This is a genomic window from Mycetocola sp. Y171 (genome assembly GCF_056713165.1).
The window spans coordinates 463,012-481,705 of record NZ_JBWYGX010000002.1 but is presented as its reverse complement, the minus strand read 5'-3'; the positions used below and the strand labels follow the sequence as shown (position 1 = coordinate 481,705).

The following is an 18,694-nucleotide window of genomic DNA, read 5'->3' as shown; positions in this document are numbered from 1 at the left end:
AAGTCGTCCGGGTACCCGAACCTGAGGAGACGCCGATGTCGCCAACTCCGCTCCACGCTCCGCGCCTTCGTGCCGAAGGGCAAGGGATTCGACGGCGCACCGTCGCCGTTTTCGCGGCAATTGCCGTCACGGCCACCCTCGTCGTCGCCGCGCCGCAGCCGGCCGGCGCGCACGAGGGGGACCTGCCCTCGCTTCTCGTCAGCTCTGCGGCCAACCGGTCCGCAGCCGCATCGCTCAGCGGCGCGACGGTCAAGGGACCGATCTACCCGTTCTTGCCGGAACAAACGGGAATCAGCGTTGTGGAGTTCTGGCTCGACAACACGTCGATGACCGGCGCTCCACGCCAAGTCGAGCGAGGCACTCCCTTCGACTTCGCGGGCGGATCCACTGCCACCGCGAATCCCTTCGACACGACGAAGGTCAGCGAGGGCTCCCACACGATCTCGACACGGGTGACGTACACCGACGGCGACGTGCTCACCGGTGAGACGACATTCACCGTCGACAACATCCCGGAGCCTCAGCCGCCCGCACCGGCATCGGCGCTGCGTTGGAATGCCGGTGGTGGCGCGGTTACGACGGGCGGCGCGACCTGGGCCGCTGACGCGAATTTCTCTGGCGGAAAGTCGTACTCCAACCCAGCTGTCACGGCGATCGCGGGAACGACCGACGATTCGGTCTATCTCAATGAGCGCAGCGCCACCCAGAGGCTCGGCGGGTTCAGCTATTCCATTCCCGTCAGCGCTTCCGGAACGCACAACGTCACGCTCCACTTCGCAGAGATCTACCACGGCGCGACCGGAGGCGGCCCCGGCGGTGCAGGCAAGCGCGTCTTCAGCGCGAACTTCGAAGGCGGCAACGCTGAGCTGGTCGACTTCGATATCTTCGCGACCGTGGGCGCGATGACGGCCACAACACGCTCCTTCGCCGTTCCCGTCACGGATGGCCGACTGGACATCGCGTTCACGGCAAGAGTCGATCAACCATCCGTCGCGGCAATAACCGTCCTTCCGCCTGCCGGCGGCCCGACGACTCCCCCGCCCCCGACCGGAGATTCCACCCAGTTCACCTGGGACACTCGAGCGCAGTCACCGATCGCGCGCTCTGAAGGCCAGGGCGCCGTCGTGGCAGGCAAGCTCTACGTGTTCGGAGGTTTTTACACCGGCACAACCACCACGGCGAGAAGCGACGTCTACGACCCTGCCGCGAACTCCTGGTCGCAACTCCCTGATCTGCCGGAGGAGCTGACGCACTCGGCGGTCGTCGCCGATGGCAACACCGTCTGGCTGGTCGGCGGTTACGTCGACAACCACCCTGGGCCCTCAACCCGAAGCGTGTGGAAGTACGACACCGTCAATCGCACGTACACTCGCGGACCGCTGCTTCCTGCACCACGGGGCGCGGGCGGCGCGGCGATCGTGGGGCGGGAGTTGCACTTCTTCGGCGGCACCAGCCGCGTGGCCGGGTCGACGGCCGACCCGGATCAGCGGGACCACTGGGTGCTGAACCTGGACAACGGAACCTCCTGGGCCGCTCGTGCAGCCCTGCCGAATCCGCGGAATCACCTCGCAGGCGCGACTGTCGACGGCAAGATCTACGCGATCGGCGGCCAGCACAACGAGAACGAGAACACCGGCCTACAGTCCGATGTCCATCGGTTCGATCCGGCCACAAACGCCTGGACGAAGATGGCGAGCCTGCCCAAGGCCCGCAGCCACATCGTGAGCGTGGTGCGCGACGGGCAGATCCTGGTGCTCGGCGGAACCAACCCGGGCAACACGGCGAGCAGCGATGTGACGGCGTACGCGCCTGAGAGCAACACCTGGTCGAAGCTTCCCTCGCTTCCGGGCGGCCGCAAGACCTCGGTGGCGGGACTCGTGAACGGTGTCGTCTACCTCACGGGTGGCAGCCTCGCGACCAGCACCTATGCGGGCCGCTTCGCCGCGCGATGGGAGACCGGCCCGTCGATGCCCGTCGCGCTCGGCGAAGTTGCCGGCGGCCGTATCGGATCCACCCTCTACCTGGTCGGTGAGAGCAGCAACGCGACCCTCGCACTGGACCTGGCAACTGGCGTCTGGCGCTCCAACCTGCCTGTCCGGCCGTTCGTCGGCCACCACCACGCTGCTGAGGTGGTCAACGGCAAGCTGTACCTCCTCGGCGGTCTGGGCGCCGGGGCGGGCAAGGTGCAGATCTACGACCCGGCGACGAACGCCTGGACGCTCGGCAAAGACATGCCGTTTGCCGCCGGATCCAGCTCCTCCGCCCTCATCGGAGGGCGGATCTACCTGGCGGGCGGCATCATCGGGTCGGTCACGACGAACCGCACGGCCCGCTACGACCCCGCCTCGAATACGTGGACGGAGATGGCCGCGATGCCGCTGGGTCGCAACCACGCCGCATCGACTACTGATGGCTCCCTGCTCTTCGTGGCCGGCGGTCGCGGCCCCGGCAGCGGAGACGGGAACACGGTCGCAAACGGGTTCAACACCCTGCAGGTCTACGACCCGGCAACCAACACGTGGCGCTCCAGCACGACAGCTGGGTCTGGGCTCGCAGCGCTCCCCCAGGCCAGGGGTGGGATGGGCAAGGCAGTGTTCTTTGGGGGTGAATTGTATGTGATGGGTGGCGAGACCCAGAACGGCCCCGGAGCCACCAACCGGAACGTGTACTCCCGGGTCGACATCTACAACCCGGCGACGAACACCTGGCGCCTCGGAACACCGATGTTGACCGCCCGGCACGGTATTTTCCCTGTGCTCACCGGGAACAGAATCACGGTGGCCGGCGGCGGAGTGCAGGCCGGGTTCTCCGCTTCGTCGGCCGTGGAGACGTACACCGCGCGATAGGGCGCGACGCCGAGGGCCCCGATCAAACCTTGTGATGAGCTACGCCAGCACAGGAACCGGCCCGACGGTCGGTGTGGCAGCATGACGTCATGCCACGACTTCTTCTGATCCGGCATGCGGACGCAACCGGTCACGACGCTGATGACCCGGGCCTCTCTCCGAAAGGGGTGGTTCAGGCGAAACAGTTGGCCACGGCTCTCGCAGGACTCGACGTTCGCGCAGTCTGGCATGGGCCGAGACTCAGGGCCGAACAGACAGCAATCACGATCGAAAACCTGGTCGGATGCGAACGACTGCGAACCGAGCTGCTGGACGACCGGACACCGTATCCCGCTGATGGTCGCTGGGGCGACTATTCGCAAGCGCGACGGGAGTGGTTCACCGACATTCCGGCTGACGAAAGGGATCCGGGTGGGGCAGCTCTCTCGGCTGCGTGGACGACGATCTCCTCGGAGTTCGACAGTCCAGGGACGGTCGTGGCGGTCACGCATGCGTTTGTCGTCGCCTGGTTTGTGGCGCGAGCGTTGGATGCATCCGAGTCGTCGTGGACCCACCTGGCTGTGGCGAACGCGGCGATCACTGAGATCGAGCTCCGCGCCGGTGGACATCACATCGTCCACCGCTTCAACGACAGGGCACACCTGAGTCCGTGACATCGGGCTCGAGCCCGAATCGTGTCCTCAGCTCGCGTCGCCACGGCGGATTCGCTCCTGCCCGGGAGGTCGTGACGCCCGCGACAGTTGCCGCCCAGTCGCCGATTCGACGAAGCGTGGGCGCGGAAAGCTCTTCGAGTCCTTCTCGCCGTACGCCGTCGATGATTGCACCCATGGCGGAGTCCCCAGATCCGATCGTGTCGGCCACGGTGATGCTTGCGGCGGGCACGTCGACGCTGGCGTGTCTCGATGCGAGCAACAGGCCATCCCCGCCACGGGTGATGATGGCGAGTCGAACGTCGAGCGCAAGCAACCGGGCGATCACCCGTGCGGGAGTTTCGCCCGGGTACAGCCAGAGCGCGTCTTCGTCACTCAACTTCACGACGTCGGCAACGGAGGCTAAGGCCTCGAACCGCTTGAGGGCCTCGTGATGGGGACCGATGATCGACGGTCTGATGTTGGGGTCGAAGCTGCTGGTGACTCCGGCGGGAAGCGTGCTGAGGAGTTCGCGGACTTTGTCCGCGCCCGGGGCGAGGAAGGCCGCGATCGACCCGACGTGAACATGCGCCGCTCCCCGAACTTCCGGTGCCACGGGGTCCCACGCGATGTCAAATGTGTATTCGGCAGATCCATCGATCTGTATTCGGGCGAGTGCAGTTGGCGTCCGCTCCGCGGCCCGGGAGATGACCCGTACGTGTGACTCGGCGAGGTGCGAGCGGGCACGTCGACCCCGGTCGTCGGCGGCGATGTCGGTGACGAGTCTCACAGGGTGGCCGAGCCGTGCGAGGGTGAGCGCGACGTTGGCGGGCGAGCCGCCGACGTGTTCAGTACGTGCGCTGCCGCGGTCGACGATGTCGATGATCGTCTCCCCCACGACCAATACATCGCCCTCAGCGGTGGAGTTGCTTTCGCTCATCCTCCAGGTCCTCTCGTGGCAGCCTTTGTCAGCGGACGTCGATCGGCTCGATATGCAGCGTGGTCAGCGGAACCGAAGGATGAACCTGTTCGGTGAAGGTGATGAGGCCGCCGGCGGCATAGACCTCGACGATCGACGCATCGACGATCACGCGAACATCGATCTCGCCAGTGTGGCCAGCGGGCAGGGGCGCCCAGTCGACGGAAGGGAAATCCGGGTGGAAAGTGACGTTCCCGCTTTGGGTCCGGTCGAACGTGATGCTTCTGTCGTCTCCGTCGATCGTGATGACGACGCGATCCGCGCCGCCCTCACCCGTCAGAACCACAGCGTTCCTGTCGTTGGGACCACACGGAACGGACAGTTCGAAAATGTCGACTCCGACGGTGCCGGCGGGAAGCACGGGTTGCTGTCGAACCCGGAGCTGACCGCCACCGTCGCGAACGAGCACAACTTCGCGGACAAGTGACATGGCGGACCGCCAGGGGTGCGTGGGGGTGTGCCCTGCATACTGCCAGTTGCTGGCCCAGCCGATCATGAGGCGCCGTCCATCCGGTGCGTCGTTGAAAGAGACGGGTGCGTAGTAGTCGCGGCCGTAGTCCAGCCAGTCGTAGTCTGCGAGGTTCTTGGAATCCGTGAGTCTTTCCGCAGTGAACGTCGCGCCATCGAAGTCCCCGATGAAGTATTGGGCGCCGGAGCCACCGGCGATCCCGCCCGGGTTCAGGCTCACGACGAGTACCCATCGGGTCTCGTCGGTCCCGTCGACGCGGAGCGGGAACAGGTCGGGGCACTCCCAGACGCCGTCGACGGCGTGGGCGGGTCCGAAGCGTGATTGCAGGTTCCAGTCACGGAGATTGTCGGAGGTGTAGACGACGACCTCGCGCGCCACGGCTTCGACGGCGACCATGACCCAGTGTCCGTCGGTGCCGCCGTACCAGAAGACCTTCGGGTCCCGGAACTCATCCGAGCCGATGTCCAGGACCGGGTTCCCGGCATAACGGGTCCAGGTCGCTCCGCTGTCCAGGCTGTACGCGAGGGACTGAGCCTGAGATCCGGGGTGACCGTCCCGCGGTGGTCTGGCACTGGTGAAGATCGCGACGAGCGCGGTCTCCCCCGAGGCAGCGAACCCGGCCGTGTTGTTGACGTCGGCGACGGCGCTACCGGAGAACACCATTTCCTCTGCGGTGTACGGGATCGCGATGTCCTGCTCGGTCCACGTGACCAGATCTGTCGAGGTGGCGTGACCCCAGGACAAGTTGCCCCAGACGTTCGCGTGCGGGTTCGTCTGGAAGAAGAGGTGGTAGACGCCGTCGTGATAGAGCAGCCCGTTGGGGTCGTTGAGCCACGAGGCGGCAGCGGTGAAGTGCGCTGCCGGGCGCGCCGGAGTGCTGGTGGGCTGGTCGGCGACGGTGGTCGCTTCGGGGCGGGGCGCGGTCACAGAGAACTCCTGGTGGATCGGTTGGGGTGAGCATTCGGTGCAGAATTTGCAGAGATTTGAGCCGGTGCAGAAAGGATCTCTTCCTGCACCGGCTACCGGCTACTTGCCGCCTTGCTGGAAGCGGTCGTATGCGCTCTGGTATGTGGCGATGACGTCATCGATGCCCATCGACTCGAGCTGGGAGACATAGCCGTCCCATTCGTCGTCGATTGTGCCGTTGACGATCCACGACGCGAACTTCTCCTTGACGAGGGTGTTGATGTCGGTGACGGCGAAGGACACCTGATCCAGTTCATCGTTCGACAGCATCACGGGCGGGTAGGCGTCGTTGGCCTTGTGTGGGGCGTAGTACTCGGCAACGAGGTCCTGTCGTTCCTTGGCGCGCGGCTCGGGTGCGACGACGGTTTCGAAGTCTTCCTTGGTGGTGATCTTCGGTCCGCCCGGGGCGACCTTCTGACGGCGTTCGCCCTCGGACTCCCCTGCTGCTGCGGGGATCTGTTGGAGGATTCCGTTCTCGTCTTCTTCGAGGGTGACGCCGATCGGTCCCCAGTTGACCTGCGCGGACATCACCGGGTCGAACAGCCGGTCTGCCCAGCGCATGGTGGCGGCGGGGTATTCGTTAGCGCGGGTGATTGCCATGGCGCCACGGCCGATCTCCTGGTTGTTCGCCACGCTGGCCAGCTGCTCGCCGTCGACGCCTTCGAGGATGCCGACCATCTCGTAGTCGCCGACTCTGTCGTCACCGACCATCTCTTTCAGTTCCCACCAGAAGAACGAACCGAGGACCGGGGTCGCTGCCTTGCCCTTCGACAGGTAGGCGACGTCGTCCTGGGAGAAGGATTCGGGGTCGATCAGCCCATCGGCGTGCCAGTCTGCCAGCGCGGCGACTCCCGCCTTGTAGCCGTCGGTGTTCGCCGTGAATTCGACTTTGCCGTCACGGACGATGCGATGGTCGTTGTTCTCGGGCTGGCCGCCGAGTGCGGCGATGAGGTCGTTGGGGTTGGCGCAGAAGGAGTCGGTCCTGAAAGACAGCGGGATCTCATCCGTTTGGCCGTTCCCGTTCGGGTCCTGAGTCCTGAATGCTTCGAGAGCGTCGCGGTACTCCTCGATGGTCGAGGGCATCGGCAGGTTGAGAGCGTCGAGCCACGACGTGTTGATGTACAGGAAGTTCGGGTACTGCAGGATGCCCAGCTCTTCGACAGAAGGGAGCGTGTAGATGTGGCCGTCGGATGCCGTGATGGCGGCACGGATGTCTGGACGATCGTTCAGGATGCCGGAGAGAATCGGCGCGTGTTCCTTGATGAGATCCTCGAGCGGTAGCAGGGTACCGTTGTCACCGTTCTGAACGATCTCCGCGTCGGTCAGTCCGGAGTTGTACAGCACGTCGGGAAGCTCGTCGCTGGCGAGCATGAGGTTCTTTTTCTCGGCGTACACCTGTTCAGGGACGTTCTTCCAACTGATCGCGATGTTCGTGTCCTTCTCCCACTGCTTGACGAGTTCCATCTCGGAGTACTCAGGAGCGAGCGGAGACTTCGTGCCGCCGAAGGTGAGGGTGAGGGTGTCGTCCACGATTGGAAGACCTTCGGTGTTGAACCCGAAGTCGGCCGACTTGTCTTCGATCTTCTTGGCATCCCCTCCGCCGGCGCAGCCGGCGAGCAGAACGGTGCCCGCAATCGCGATGGCAGTGGCGGTATAGAAACGGCGGTGTCTCATGTGTTTTGTCCTTTGATTTCGAGGTGTGGTGCAGGAATGTGGGAGGTCAGCTCTTGACGGCGCCGAGCAGGGCGCCCTTGGTGAAGTGCTTTTGCATGAAGGGAAGGATGATCAGCAGCGGGATCGTGGAGATGACGATCATTCCGTACTTGATCAGCTCACCCAGGCGTTGGGCTGCGGCGTAGGAATCGAGTGCACCCGTGCCGCCGGCCGAGGTCACTTCGGACTGAATGAGCACGTTGCGCAGAACCAGCTGGAGCGGGTACTTGCTCTCGTCGTCGAGGAAGATCAGTGCGTCGAAGAACGCGTTCCAGTTGGCGACGAGGTGGATCATGATCATCAGGAAGATCAGCGGCTTGGACAGGGGAAGCACGATGCTGAAGAAGAAGCGGAAGTCGCTTGCGCCGTCCATCTGTGCCGCGTCGCGGAGCTCCCCGGGAACGTTGTTCTCGAAGAAGGCCCTGGCGATGATGAGGTTCCAGACTCCGACAGCACCAGGAAGTACGACCGCCCAGATGGTGTCGAGCATGCCCAGGTCGCGGACCACGAGGTAGCGGGCGATGAGTCCGCCGTCGATGAACATCGTGATGATGAACAGCAGCATGAAGAACGTGCGGCCGTAGAGGTCTTTCCGTGACAGGGCGTATGCGGCGCAGAGGATCGTCGCCACGCTGATGATCGTTCCGAGCACCGTGTAGAGGACGGAGTTTCCGAACCCGCGGAGAATGGTGGAGTCGGAGAAGATCCTCGTGTAGCCCTCGATCGTGAAGCCCTGCGGCCACAACCAGACGTTGCCGTTGAGGATTTCGGTCGGTTCGCTGACCGAGGCGATGACGATGAAGTACATCGGGTAGATGATCGCGGCCATGGCCAGGATCAGGGCGCCGATCGCGAGGGTGTTGAACAGCGGATCTGCGAAACGATCGCCGAAAGTGGCGCGTTTCCTGGGCCGAGGGGGCGTCAGACGGCCGTCTGAGGGAGACGACTCGTCGAGTCGTTCGGGCGCGGTGTGCAGTGTGTGGGTCATGGGGTCGTCACCAAAGGCTCGATTGGCCCGAACGGCGGGCGACCCAGTTGAAGGTCAGCAGCAGAACGAGGTTGATGAGGGAGTTGAACAGACCGATTGCGGCCGAGTAGCTGAACTGCGCTTGTTGCAGCCCCGCCTTGTACACGTAGGTCTGGATGACCTCGGAAGTCGGCAGGTTGAGGTCGGTTTGCATCAGCAGCACCTTCTCGAACCCGAGGTTGAACAGGTTGCCGATCGCAAGGATGAACAGGATCGTGATCACGGGCATGATTCCAGGGATGTCGATGTGTCGGATCCGCTGCCACTTGTTCGCTCCGTCGACGCGGGCCGCTTCATGAAGTGCCGGGTCGATGGCGGTGAGTGCGGCGAGGTAGACGATCATCGAGAAACCGGCGGTCTGCCAGATGTCAGATCCGATGTACAGCGGCCGGAACCAGTCAGGCGACCCCATGAAGAAGATCGGATCACCGCCGAAGGTGACGATGGCGTTGTTGACGATGCCCGATCGCGGGGAGAAGAGCAGGTGAATCATTCCGACCACGACCACGACCGAGATGAATGACGGCGAGTAGAGCACCGTCTTGGTGAGCTTTTTGAACCGCTCGCTCTGCAACTGGTTCACGATGAGGGCGAGGATGATCGGCACCGGGAACGCGAGCAGGAGCCCCAGGGCGTTCACGGTGAGGGTATTCACCAGGAGCCGCTCGAACTGGAACGATTCGATGAAACGAATGAAGTGTTCCAGCCCGACCCATGGGCTGCCCGCGAACCCGTCCGCCGGGTTGTAGTCGCGGAACGCGATTTGCGCACCGTACATCGGCCAGTACTTGAACAGGAGGATGTAGACGACGGCGGGGGTTAGTAATACGTATAACTGCCACGAGTGGAGCGCTCGACGTACGTGCGAACGCACGCGCCCAGCCTTCGGGGCAGGCCTCTCTGGGGAGAGGATCCGCGACGGGGTTTCTGTGGTCATGCGGGCACCTTTGCACTCGCCACTGATCCACGACGGACCAGTGAACATTCAATGGGATTCTGGGTGGGCGTCTCAGCGGTGAGAAGCAACTCGACGGCCCGCCGGGCCATCTGTTCGTAGGGCAATGCGACCGTGGTCAGACCAGGATCGAGATATGGGGCGAGGGTGTCCTGGTTGTCGAAGCCGACAATGGAGCAGTCGTCTGGGGCCTGCAGGCCGAGGGACTCAAGGGCTCGATACGAACCCCAGGCGGTCCGGTCATTGCCGGCGAAGATCGCGGTCGGCCGGTCCCCCTCGTTCCACAGGTCTCGAGTGAGGTCGTATCCGTCTTCGACAATTCCGGAACCGTAGCGCAGCAGGCGGGGATCCTGTTCGATCCCGGCTTCACTGAGAGCGCGACGGTAGCCAGCGAGTCGGCCGATTCCGGCAGGCAGGTCGCTTTCGGGTGGCTGGATGTTGATCATCCCGATCCGCGTATGGCCGGCTTCGATGAGGTGTTTCGTGGCGGTGTATCCGCCCAGCTCCTCATCAGGGAAGACGCTGGACACGAGGCCGGCGCGATCTTGCGCGTTCACCACCACCGTGGGGATACCGGCCAATGCGGCCGGCACGTCGACGACACGATGGTACATCGACGCGTAGACGACTCCTTGCACGCGGTAGGACAGCATCATGTCGATTGCTGCCGCTTCGAGTTCGGGTTCGTTGAAGGTGTCGACGCTGAGGATGACGTTGCCGGCCTCCCATGCGCAGAGCTGGCTTCCCTTGAGCAGCTTGCCGGCGAAGGGTGCGCTGGCAACTTCGTCAGAAATGAAGCCGATCATTCCGGACTTGCCGCTCCGCAGGGACTTCGCGAAAGCGTTGGTCCGGAACCCGAGTTCCTCGACCGCGTCCAGAACCCGAGCCTTGGTCGCCTCGGCCACGCGGCTTCCGCCGACATTGTTGAGCACGAGGGAGACGGTGGCCTGAGAGACGCCGGCACGCTCGGCGACCTCCCACATTGTCGGAGTATTGCTCTTGCGTGCCATGTTTCTCACCTCTTCGTAAGTTGGTTATTCGTATAACTTGATCAGAGTAACCCCTCCTGCCTCGTGCGTCAACAAGAAGTTTCGAGACTGAGCTGAAGGTCATCAGTTCTTCCTCTCCGACGGCACCGGATGCCAGGCTAAGTGCCCAGTCGCCCCTCGGCACGCAGCCTCTCCGTCAGAACATCCAGCACGGCCAGCTGCCCTCGCACCAGCTTCGCCCGGGCCTCTGCCAGCCCCACCCAGCGGGCATCGTCCACCTCGGGGAATTCCCGCAGCACGCCGGATCCCTTGGGCCACTCCAGCTCGAAGGTATTGCTCGCCAATTGATCAACGGCGAAGTCCGTCTCCGCGGCGAACACCGTCACCACCTTCCCCGACGGCTGGCGAAAGTCCCCCAATCCCACATACTGCACATCGGGCGCCGGCACACCGATCTCCTCCTCGAACTCGCGCCGCGCGGCCATGATCGGGTCTTCCCCAGGCTCATACTCCCCCTTCGGAATCGACCACGCCGCATCCTGCCTGCCCGCCCAGAACGGACCGCCCATGTGTGCGATCCAGACCTGCGGCTCCCCTGCTTCCGTCTGTCGGTAGAGCAGGATGCCTGCGCTTCGCACCACCATCAGCTCTCCGTTTCGTTCAGCTTTCTCGGCTCGCGATTCCTCAGGTCAGACATCACCAGCGCCCGTGGTGGCCACCCTAACCATCCGAGGGGTAGCTCTATAGACTGAGTGTCGGTGAGCCGGGAAGTCTGGTCGGCGTTCGATCAATTCGATCGATCTGATGTAGATGATTCCGCTCTGCGCGGAGGACAGGCCACCATGACGATCTCTGCAGCCGGCCAGAAGAAGATGCGTCTGTTGCCACGGCGAAACCCACGTCAACTCGTCGACTCGCTAGCCAAGAGCTCACCCGCGCGTCTGGCGCTTGTGGTTTTCGCTTTCGTCGCGCTCACCTTCACATTGCTTTTGAGCCTCCCGATCGCAGCGGCTGACGGTCGATCTACCCCACTGCATGACTCGCTGTTCACTGCGTTTTCGGCCGTGACAGTCACGGGCCTCGTCACTGTGAACACAGCAGTGCATTGGTCCTTCTTTGGGCAGGTCGTCATCCTTCTCGCAATCCAGGTGGGTGGACTGGGCATCGTCACGATGGCTACACTCCTGGCCCGCGCCGTAACGAGGCAGCTTGGCATTCGGAGCAAGCTCCTTGCCCAGCAAGGCATCAGCACAGGGAAACTCGGCGAAGTCGGAAGCCTGCTTCGGATCGTTGTCTTGACGACGCTGGCAATCGAACTCGCGCTCGCCGTACTTCTCGTCCCGAGTTTCATCATCGCCGACAAATCGTGGACGACGGGGCTCTGGCATGGGATCTTCTATGCCGTTTCGTCCTTCAACAACGCCGGCTTCGTCTCCCACCCGGACGGGTTGGCTGGCTTCGCCGACAACCTCTGGATCCTTCTTCCGATAATGGTGGGAGTGTTCGTTGGCAGTTTGGGCTTCCCCGTTTTCATGGTGCTCATGGCGACCCGGTTCGAACTCCGCAAGTGGAATGTTCACACCAAGCTGACGCTCCTGGTCACGACGATATTGCTCATCGCCGGGGCGGCCATCTGGGCTGTATTCGAGTGGTCCAACCGTTCGACGATCGGCGACATGGACACGGCAGAAAAGCTCTTCAACGCGGTCTTCGCTTCGACGATGATGCGTTCAGGTGGCTTCAGCATCGTGGATCCGAGTGCGTCAAACTCGGTGACGTTGCTCGCCACAGACGCCCTGATGTTCGCAGGCGGGGGGTCGGCATCCACGGCGGGCGGCATCAAGGTCACGACAATCGCGGTTCTCTTCCTCGCGATCATTGCCGAGGCACGAGGTGACTCGGATGTTAGGACCTTCGGACGCACGATCACCGAGGGAGCGCTGCGGGTAGCGATCAGCGTTCTGTTCCTCGCTGCCACGCTGATTCTGGTCGCAACCGGACTTCTCATGGCCGTCAGCAGGGAACCACTCGATCGGATCCTCTTCGAGGTGATCTCAGCCTTCGCCACCTGCGGACTCAGCGTCGGCCTCAGCGAGGAATTACCGCCGTTTGGCAAGTACGTGCTCTCAGTGCTGATGTTCGCCGGTCGGATCGGCCCGATCAGTCTCGCGGCGGCCCTGTCCATTCGTCAACGACGTCGGCTGTACCGGTTCCCGAACGAGAGTCCCATCATCGGCTGATGGGGTGAACGGACATACCATGCCCATCCTTCGCACTCCCTGCCCGCCACATTCGGGTGTCCACTCATGACCGCGGCGCGGGTGCGTGCCCGTGGCCTCGTCCGCGCGTTCAGCGCAGACGTCGGCATCCGAGGAATCGACCTCGACGTGGCTCCGGGCGAAATTCACGCTCTCGTCGGGCTGAATGGGGCGGGCAAGTCGACTCTGATGCGCCTGCTGCTCGGCATGCTGCGGCCCACTACAGGCACCGTCGAACTCGACGGCCACGACATCCGGGCTTTGCCGTTGGCGGCATGGGCCGGAGTGGGGCATTTCGTCGATTACCCCCTCGCCTATGCGGAGCTGACCAGCCGTGACAACCTCCGGCTCGCCGCCCGCTTGCACGCCGTACCCCGCGCCGAGATCACGACGATGGTGGAGTCGTCCATCGATGACCTGAACTTACGGCCGTACGCGTCGATTCGTGCCGGACGCCTGTCGCTCGGGAACCGTCAGCGACTAGGACTCGCCTCGGCGCTCCAACACCACCCGCGACTGATCATCATGGACGAGCCGACCAGCGCCCTGGATCCTTCGGGTGTGATCCTCCTCCGCGAGACGTTGCTGGCTCGTGCCGCAGCAGGCGCCGGAGTGCTCGTGTCCAGCCATCACCTCGATGAGGTGGCGCGCATCGCCGACCGAATCAGCGTGATCAACAAGGGTCGCCTGATCGGCAGCCTCGATCCGCACGGGACCGACCTCGAGCGGTCATTCTTCGAACTCGTCCACGCCGACGACCGGCAGCGTCCAGCATGATCGGGGCCGCTCTCGCCACCGAAGCGATGCGCTTCGTGCGCGCCCGCGTGACCGTCGTGACCGCTGTGCTGCTTACCCTCGGCATTGCCGCGCTCTGCGGTTCGCTGCTGCTGGCCGTCGACACGACCGACCCGCTGCTCAGGGCGAAGCTTGGTCCACTCCTCGATCCCGGCGGATGGGCTGGGTACCTCACGACGACGGCGCAGGTCACGACCGTCGCCGGTCTGGTGGGGTTCGGCGTCGTGCTTTCGTGGATCTACGGTCGCGAGTTCGCCGACGGGACGATCACCGGATTGTTCGCGCTTCCCGTCGGCCGGGGCACAATCGCGGCGGCGAAGTTCCTCATCTATCTCGCCTGGGCGGTTGTCGTGAGTCTCGTGCTCGCGATGGTTCTCGTGGCCGTGGGGTTCGTGCTCGGCCTCGGTCCTTTCCCGGCCGACGCATGGCCTGGCCTCCTCCGATTGGTTGTCGGTGCCGTACTCACCGCTCTCGTCGCCGCCCCCGCTGCGTGGGCGGCGACACTCGGCCGTGGCATCCTGGCCGGTATCGGTACGGTCAGCGGCATCGTGGTCGTCGCTCAGATCGCCGTGGTGGCCGGGGTCGGCGCCTGGTTCCCCTTCTCCGCTCCAGGGCTGTGGGTCGTGTCAGGCGGCGTTGCAGTGTCTGCGGGTCAGCTGGCCCTGGTTGGCCCGACCGTCGCCGTGTTTCTCGGTTTGACGATCGGTTCGTGGCGGCGCCTCCAGCTTGACCGCTAGAAGATCTAGCCGACCTGCAACCGCGCTTGAGAGGGCGTCGCAACGTCTCGCGCCCGAACTCCCTGGCACGCCGATGTTCTCGTCAATAACGGCCCAACCGGGGTCATATTCACAGATGCAACCACCCCGTCAGGAATGGACCGTGCGCTGTGGCGGCCATTACGCTTACGAGGATCTGGCCACACCGCAAGTGGAAGGGGCTTCGTGCGATCCGTGCTCCTGGCCGTTCGGCTGATAATCCTCGCCCTGACGGTGTGGGCGCTGTTGTCTCGAACCAGTTGCTTCTACATCTACGGGTCGTGCGCCGCCATCAACGTCCTCAGTTACTTCACCATTCAGAGTCACGTGATCATGGTCATCGCCCTGGCTCTCGCTATCGCAGTTGGCATCCGAGGCAATACGGAGCCTCAATCGCTCACCATTCTTCGCCTTCTGGCGACCACGTACGTTGTCGTTTCCGGAGGCGTGTTCGCGCTGCTGATCCTCGACGAGTCGCTCTCGCCGTTCCTGTTGCAAGCACCGCTTTCGTCACGACTACTGCACTTCGTCCTCCCCGTGTACGCGGTCGGGGATTTCATTCTTGCGACTCAGCGTCGCCTGCCGTGGCGAACGGCCTGGCTGGCCCTGGCATTTCCGGTCGCATGGGCCGCATACACACTGGTGCGGGGACGGGCTGCGAATTGGTATCCGTACTTCTTCCTGGACCCCGATGCGGCGGGTGGCTACGGAATGATCAGCTTCTATGCCCTCGGTCTTGCCTCGGTGATCGTCTCGCTGGCCTGCGCCCTCGTCGCATCGACAAGAATCCGACCGGCCACTCGGCAGTCGTAGTGCACTTGGTTGTAGAGTGACCGTAGGAGTGCCGGGAAGCCTGGTCGGCGAGTAATCGTCGATTGGATCCAGCAATGCGAGTTCTCATCCTCACCTTCGGCACCCGAGGCGACATCGACCCGTTCGCCGCTCTCGCCGAGCGTCTCAGTGCATCCGGCCACGTCGCCGTGCTCGCTGCGCCCGAGCCCTACCGCGATGTCGTCTCATCCGGAGTCAGCTTCGAGCCGATGGCAACAGAGATGGATCGGGTCATGCGCGCCGGCATGTCCGACCTTGGCGGTCCTGCGCAGGCCCTCACCCTGGCACGACAGATGATGGCGGCGATGCGGACGTCGCTCCACGAACAGTGGGAGATCGCCCAGCGAGTCCAGCCGACGCTCATCGTCGCGCACCCCAAGGCTCTCGGGGGCCTCCACATCGCTGAGCGACTCGACGTCGCCTTCGTCCCCTCGCTTCCGCTGCCGTTCCTCACGCCCACGAACGCGTTTCCGATACCGTTCCTCGCACGCCCGCTGCCGTGGGGGTTGAACCGGCTCACCTACCAGTTCAACCGTTTCACGGCGCTGGCGTACGGCGGAATGATCAACAGGTTCCGTCGTGACCGTCTCGGTCTGCCGCGGATGAGCAGACTCAGCGACTACCTGACGACGCGGAGCGATGATCCCGCACCCGTGCTGTATCCGTTCAGCCGACACGTCGTCCTGGTACCGGGCGACTACCCCGCCTCGGCACACGTGACCGGCTACTGGTTTCGGGAAACTTCGTCGACATGGGACCCGCCAGTAGATCTCCTCGATTTTCTGAAGGGCCCTCGGCCTGTCATCTACGTCGGTTTCGGCAGCATGGCATTCGGTGCGAAGGCACACGAGCGGGGTCGGGTCGTGTTGCAAGCGATCCAGGATGTCGGTGCGCGGGCCGTGGTCGCGACCGGGTGGGGCGGGCTCGCCGCTCGATCAACGAATGAGATCTTCGTCGTCGAGGACGTGCCGCATGAATGGCTGTTCCCACGAGTGGACGCCGTCGTCCACCACGGAGGGTCGGGCACGACCGCAGCCGGCCTGCGTGCCGGCAAACCCACGCTGATCTGCCCGGTTCTGGGCGACCAGCCGTTCTGGGGTCGGCGTATCCACGAGCTCGGCGCAGGACCTCGCCCGCTGCCCTTACGCAGCGCGGTTCCCGACACTCTCGCGGAACGAATGCGCGAACTCCTCTCGCGCAAGGAGTACGCCGCCGCATCGGCGGCTATCGGCGAGCGAATCGCCGCTGAGGATGGCACCGGCGATTCGGTTGAGGTTTTGCAGTCCATCGAGGCGACCTTTACTGCCCGTCGCGTGGCGCCCGACCCTTAGGACTGTCTTGCGGCTCTCCAGCGTTCAACGACGATCACGCCTTCGACGCGGATGAGACGGATTGTGTCTTTTCGACGCCGAGCTCTATAAGCATGGCTTCCACGTGGCCCCGGATGTCGTCGCGCACGCGACGGACGTCCTCGAGCGGGAGGCCGGCCGGGTCGGTGAGGGCCCAGTCCTGGTAGCGCTTGCCGGGATAGAGAGGGCAGGCGTCTCCGCAACCCATGGTGATGACGACATCAGCTGCTTGGACGACATCGTCGGTGAGGGGCTTCGGGAAGGCCGTATCGAGATCAAGCCCGATCTCGGCCATCGCGGCAACGACCAACGGGTTGATCTGATGAGCTGGCGCGGAGCCGGCCGAACGCACGTGCACTGCACCGTTGGACAGTGCCGCGGTGAGGATGGCAGCCATTTGTGACCGTCCTGCATTCTCCTCGCAGACGAATAGAACCTCAGGCACCGGGCGATCGATTGCGCCCTTCGCCTGTGCCAGCGCGGTGAGACGATCGGTGGCGAATCGGATCGTGTTGTTCGTCAGATGAGCCTTGACCGTCGAGGTTCGCAACAGCGCCGTGTACGACTCCAAGACGTAGCGCTCAACAGTTTCGAGTGCGAAGACGCCGACGAACTTCGCGGCGAGATCGTCTGCGAGGCGCTTCAGGTGATCCTCCGGGAAAGTGAGGCCAGGAAGGGCACGACGCGAGTAGATGTCAGACATGGCGGGCCTCTAGACGGACGCGGGAAGGATCTCGGCGAGGAGGCCCTGGATGCGGGCTTTGATGTCATCGCGAATCGGGCGCACTGCGTCGATGCCCTGGCCGGCCGGGTCGTCGAGCTTCCAGTCCTCGTAGCGCTTGCCGGGGAAGATCGGGCAGGCGTCGCCGCAGCCCATGGTGATCACGACATCCGAATCGCGCACCGCCTCGGTGGTGAGAATCTTCGGCACGTTGTTCGCGATGTCGATGCCCTCTTCGGCCATGGCCTGGATCGCGACCGGGTTGATCTGATCCTTGGGTTCGGACCCGGCGGAGAGTACCTCGACGCGGCCTCCGGAGAGTGCGGTCATATAGCCGGCGGCCATTTGGGAGCGGCCGGCGTTGTGGACGCAGACGAAGAGAACGGAGGGCTTGTCAGTCATGGGGAAACTCGCTTTCGGTCGGTACATAAAGCATAGACCCGTATCTATGGGTTGTACCAGTGGAGGTGGCTGAGTTCACAGACCGTTCACCTCAGAGGGTCGCCAGGAGCTCCCGGACGCGTGTCTCGATTTCGTCGCGGATATGGCGGACCTGGTTGAGCGGGAGCCCCGCGGGGTCGTCGAGTTCCCAGTCCAGGTAGCGCTTGCCTGGGTAGACCGGGCAGGCATCTCCGCAGCCCATGGTGATCACGACATCCGCCGCACGGACGACTTCGTCCGTGAGCGGTTTGGGGTACTCGCCGTCGAGGGAAACGCCGATCTCGTCGAGCGCCGTTGCGACGACGGAGCGCACCGCTGCCGCGGGTTCCGATCCGGCGGTGCGAACCAGGACCTTGTCGCCGGCGAGGTGGCGGAGGATCGCGGAGGCGATTTGCGAGCGTCCTGCGTTCTGCACGCACACGAACAGGACTTCGGGGATCTCGGTGGCGAGCCTGGACTTCTCCTTGGCGAGGGCGGATAGTCGGTCGGCGGCGAATCTCGACGTGAGGGATGTGAGGTAGCGGCTGATGTGCGCCCGCTCTGCGAGCAACGCGTAGCTCTCGTGGACGTAACGCTCCACCGTCTCGGCGCCGAACGTGCCGGCGAATCGTTGCGCCAGATCCAGGCTGATACGACCGAGTACATCCGCATCCACAGGCGACTCCATGGGTTTCCGAAGCACCTCGGAGACCTCGTCGACACGGTCAGGAGCGACTGAATACCACACCTGCCGACCCACCGGTTCGCGCTGGAGAATGCCGTCCTCGGTGAGTGCTTTCGCGTGGTGCGAGAGCGTCGGTTGGGACAGGTCCAGTCGCTCGGCCAACCTCGTCACCGTCGCCCGCCCGTGTTCGCTGTCCAGGATCAGGGTGATGATCTTGGCGCGCGTCGGATCTGCAAGAAGGCGAAGGGTCGCAGCCGGAACTGACGTTTGAGCTTCACTCATAGACCGGAGTCTATGCGATCAGGCG

The 18,694-nt window shown here is 63.9% G+C and carries 17 protein-coding genes; 7 read left to right on the top strand and 10 right to left on the bottom strand.

Annotation, left to right across the window (positions count from 1 at the left end; all coding sequences use genetic code 11):
• Positions 1-35: 35 nt before the first annotated feature.
• Together AC1M2K_RS12020 and AC1M2K_RS12015 are read left to right on the top strand one after the other, a co-directional pair.
• The gene (locus AC1M2K_RS12020) at positions 36-2,846 is read left to right on the top strand and encodes a Kelch repeat-containing protein (protein WP_480241169.1); all 2,811 of its coding nucleotides are present in this window, start codon (positions 36-38) and stop codon (positions 2,844-2,846) included.
• Between the two features lie 89 nt (positions 2,847-2,935).
• Positions 2,936-3,499 carry a histidine phosphatase family protein gene (locus tag AC1M2K_RS12015; RefSeq protein WP_480241168.1) on the top strand — a complete coding sequence of 188 codons (564 nt, stop codon included), beginning with the start codon at positions 2,936-2,938 and terminating at the stop codon, positions 3,497-3,499.
• Here AC1M2K_RS12015 and AC1M2K_RS12010 read toward each other — a convergent pair.
• The 7 genes from AC1M2K_RS12010 to AC1M2K_RS11980 form a co-directional block, all read right to left on the bottom strand.
• Positions 3,471-4,415 carry a carbohydrate kinase family protein gene (locus AC1M2K_RS12010; protein WP_480241167.1) on the bottom strand — a complete coding sequence of 315 codons (945 nt, stop codon included), beginning with the start codon at positions 4,413-4,415 and terminating at the stop codon, positions 3,471-3,473. The two genes, AC1M2K_RS12015 and AC1M2K_RS12010, sit on opposite strands and share 29 nt — an antisense overlap.
• Positions 4,416-4,443: 28 nt before the next feature.
• A complete protein-coding gene (locus AC1M2K_RS12005; protein WP_480241166.1) occupies positions 4,444-5,850 on the bottom strand; it encodes a glycoside hydrolase family 32 protein in 1,407 nt (468 codons plus the stop codon).
• Between the two features lie 99 nt (positions 5,851-5,949).
• The gene (locus AC1M2K_RS12000) at positions 5,950-7,563 is read right to left on the bottom strand and encodes an ABC transporter substrate-binding protein (protein WP_480241165.1); all 1,614 of its coding nucleotides are present in this window, start codon (positions 7,561-7,563) and stop codon (positions 5,950-5,952) included.
• 46 nt (positions 7,564-7,609) lie between these two features.
• On the bottom strand, positions 7,610-8,590 hold the full coding sequence (locus tag AC1M2K_RS11995; protein WP_480241164.1) for a carbohydrate ABC transporter permease: 981 nt from the start codon (positions 8,588-8,590) through the stop codon (positions 7,610-7,612).
• 7 nt (positions 8,591-8,597) lie between these two features.
• Complete coding sequence (locus AC1M2K_RS11990) at positions 8,598-9,566, bottom strand: ABC transporter permease (protein WP_480241163.1); 969 nt, start codon at positions 9,564-9,566, stop codon at positions 8,598-8,600.
• A complete protein-coding gene (locus tag AC1M2K_RS11985; protein ID WP_480241162.1) occupies positions 9,563-10,594 on the bottom strand; it encodes a LacI family DNA-binding transcriptional regulator in 1,032 nt (343 codons plus the stop codon). The genes AC1M2K_RS11990 and AC1M2K_RS11985 overlap by 4 nt, the downstream gene beginning before the upstream one ends.
• Positions 10,595-10,731: 137 nt before the next feature.
• Entirely contained in the window at positions 10,732-11,217 is a 486-nt protein-coding gene (locus AC1M2K_RS11980; protein ID WP_480241161.1) for an NUDIX hydrolase, read from the bottom strand.
• Between the two features lie 198 nt (positions 11,218-11,415).
• Between AC1M2K_RS11980 and AC1M2K_RS11975 the strand changes: the two genes are divergently transcribed.
• From AC1M2K_RS11975 to AC1M2K_RS11955, 5 genes are all read left to right on the top strand, one after another.
• On the top strand, positions 11,416-12,813 hold the full coding sequence (locus AC1M2K_RS11975; protein ID WP_480241160.1) for a TrkH family potassium uptake protein: 1,398 nt from the start codon (positions 11,416-11,418) through the stop codon (positions 12,811-12,813).
• 66 nt (positions 12,814-12,879) lie between these two features.
• Positions 12,880-13,608, top strand: a complete 729-nt coding sequence (locus AC1M2K_RS11970; protein ID WP_480241159.1) for an ABC transporter ATP-binding protein — start codon at positions 12,880-12,882, stop codon at positions 13,606-13,608.
• A complete protein-coding gene (locus AC1M2K_RS11965) occupies positions 13,605-14,363 on the top strand; it encodes an ABC transporter permease (protein WP_480241158.1) in 759 nt (252 codons plus the stop codon). Before AC1M2K_RS11970 ends, AC1M2K_RS11965 begins: the two co-directional genes overlap by 4 nt.
• Positions 14,364-14,567: 204 nt before the next feature.
• Positions 14,568-15,194 carry a Pr6Pr family membrane protein gene (locus tag AC1M2K_RS11960; RefSeq protein ID WP_480241157.1) on the top strand — a complete coding sequence of 209 codons (627 nt, stop codon included), beginning with the start codon at positions 14,568-14,570 and terminating at the stop codon, positions 15,192-15,194.
• Between the two features lie 74 nt (positions 15,195-15,268).
• Positions 15,269-16,543 (top strand): glycosyltransferase, encoded by a 1,275-nt coding sequence (locus tag AC1M2K_RS11955; protein ID WP_480241156.1) that lies wholly within the window; start codon positions 15,269-15,271, stop codon positions 16,541-16,543.
• Positions 16,544-16,577: 34 nt separating this feature from the next.
• Here AC1M2K_RS11955 and AC1M2K_RS11950 read toward each other — a convergent pair whose 3' ends face one another.
• The 3 genes from AC1M2K_RS11950 to AC1M2K_RS11940 all read right to left on the bottom strand — a co-directional run bounded on the left by AC1M2K_RS11950 (position 16,578) and on the right by AC1M2K_RS11940 (position 18,669).
• Positions 16,578-17,264: an arsenate reductase ArsC gene (locus AC1M2K_RS11950; protein ID WP_480241155.1), complete on the bottom strand. Its 687-nt coding sequence runs from the start codon at positions 17,262-17,264 to the stop codon at positions 16,578-16,580.
• A gap of 9 nt (positions 17,265-17,273) precedes the next feature.
• Positions 17,274-17,684, bottom strand: a complete 411-nt coding sequence (locus tag AC1M2K_RS11945; protein ID WP_480241154.1) for an arsenate reductase ArsC — start codon at positions 17,682-17,684, stop codon at positions 17,274-17,276.
• 91 nt (positions 17,685-17,775) lie between these two features.
• Positions 17,776-18,669 (bottom strand): metalloregulator ArsR/SmtB family transcription factor, encoded by an 894-nt coding sequence (locus AC1M2K_RS11940; protein ID WP_480241153.1) that lies wholly within the window; start codon positions 18,667-18,669, stop codon positions 17,776-17,778.
• Positions 18,670-18,694: the final 25 nt, after the last annotated feature.

Bases quoted from the DNA above. Each gene is read 5' to 3' on its own strand.
- AC1M2K_RS12020 (WP_480241169.1), top strand. From the start codon at position 36: ATGTCGCCAACTCCGCTCCACGCTCCGCGCCTTCGTGCCGAAGGGCAA.
- AC1M2K_RS12015 (WP_480241168.1), top strand. From the start codon at position 2,936: ATGCCACGACTTCTTCTGATCCGGCATGCGGACGCAACCGGTCACGAC.
- AC1M2K_RS12010 (WP_480241167.1), bottom strand. From the start codon at position 4,415: ATGAGCGAAAGCAACTCCACCGCTGAGGGCGATGTATTGGTCGTGGGG.
- AC1M2K_RS12000 (WP_480241165.1), bottom strand. From the start codon at position 7,563: ATGAGACACCGCCGTTTCTATACCGCCACTGCCATCGCGATTGCGGGC.
- AC1M2K_RS11995 (WP_480241164.1), bottom strand. From the start codon at position 8,590: ATGACCCACACACTGCACACCGCGCCCGAACGACTCGACGAGTCGTCT.
- AC1M2K_RS11990 (WP_480241163.1), bottom strand. From the start codon at position 9,566: ATGACCACAGAAACCCCGTCGCGGATCCTCTCCCCAGAGAGGCCTGCC.
- AC1M2K_RS11985 (WP_480241162.1), bottom strand. From the start codon at position 10,594: ATGGCACGCAAGAGCAATACTCCGACAATGTGGGAGGTCGCCGAGCGT.
- AC1M2K_RS11980 (WP_480241161.1), bottom strand. From the start codon at position 11,217: ATGGTGGTGCGAAGCGCAGGCATCCTGCTCTACCGACAGACGGAAGCA.
- AC1M2K_RS11975 (WP_480241160.1), top strand. From the start codon at position 11,416: ATGACGATCTCTGCAGCCGGCCAGAAGAAGATGCGTCTGTTGCCACGG.
- AC1M2K_RS11970 (WP_480241159.1), top strand. From the start codon at position 12,880: ATGACCGCGGCGCGGGTGCGTGCCCGTGGCCTCGTCCGCGCGTTCAGC.
- AC1M2K_RS11965 (WP_480241158.1), top strand. From the start codon at position 13,605: ATGATCGGGGCCGCTCTCGCCACCGAAGCGATGCGCTTCGTGCGCGCC.
- AC1M2K_RS11955 (WP_480241156.1), top strand. From the start codon at position 15,269: ATGCGAGTTCTCATCCTCACCTTCGGCACCCGAGGCGACATCGACCCG.
- AC1M2K_RS11950 (WP_480241155.1), bottom strand. From the start codon at position 17,264: ATGTCTGACATCTACTCGCGTCGTGCCCTTCCTGGCCTCACTTTCCCG.
- AC1M2K_RS11945 (WP_480241154.1), bottom strand. From the start codon at position 17,684: ATGACTGACAAGCCCTCCGTTCTCTTCGTCTGCGTCCACAACGCCGGC.
- AC1M2K_RS11940 (WP_480241153.1), bottom strand. From the start codon at position 18,669: ATGAGTGAAGCTCAAACGTCAGTTCCGGCTGCGACCCTTCGCCTTCTT.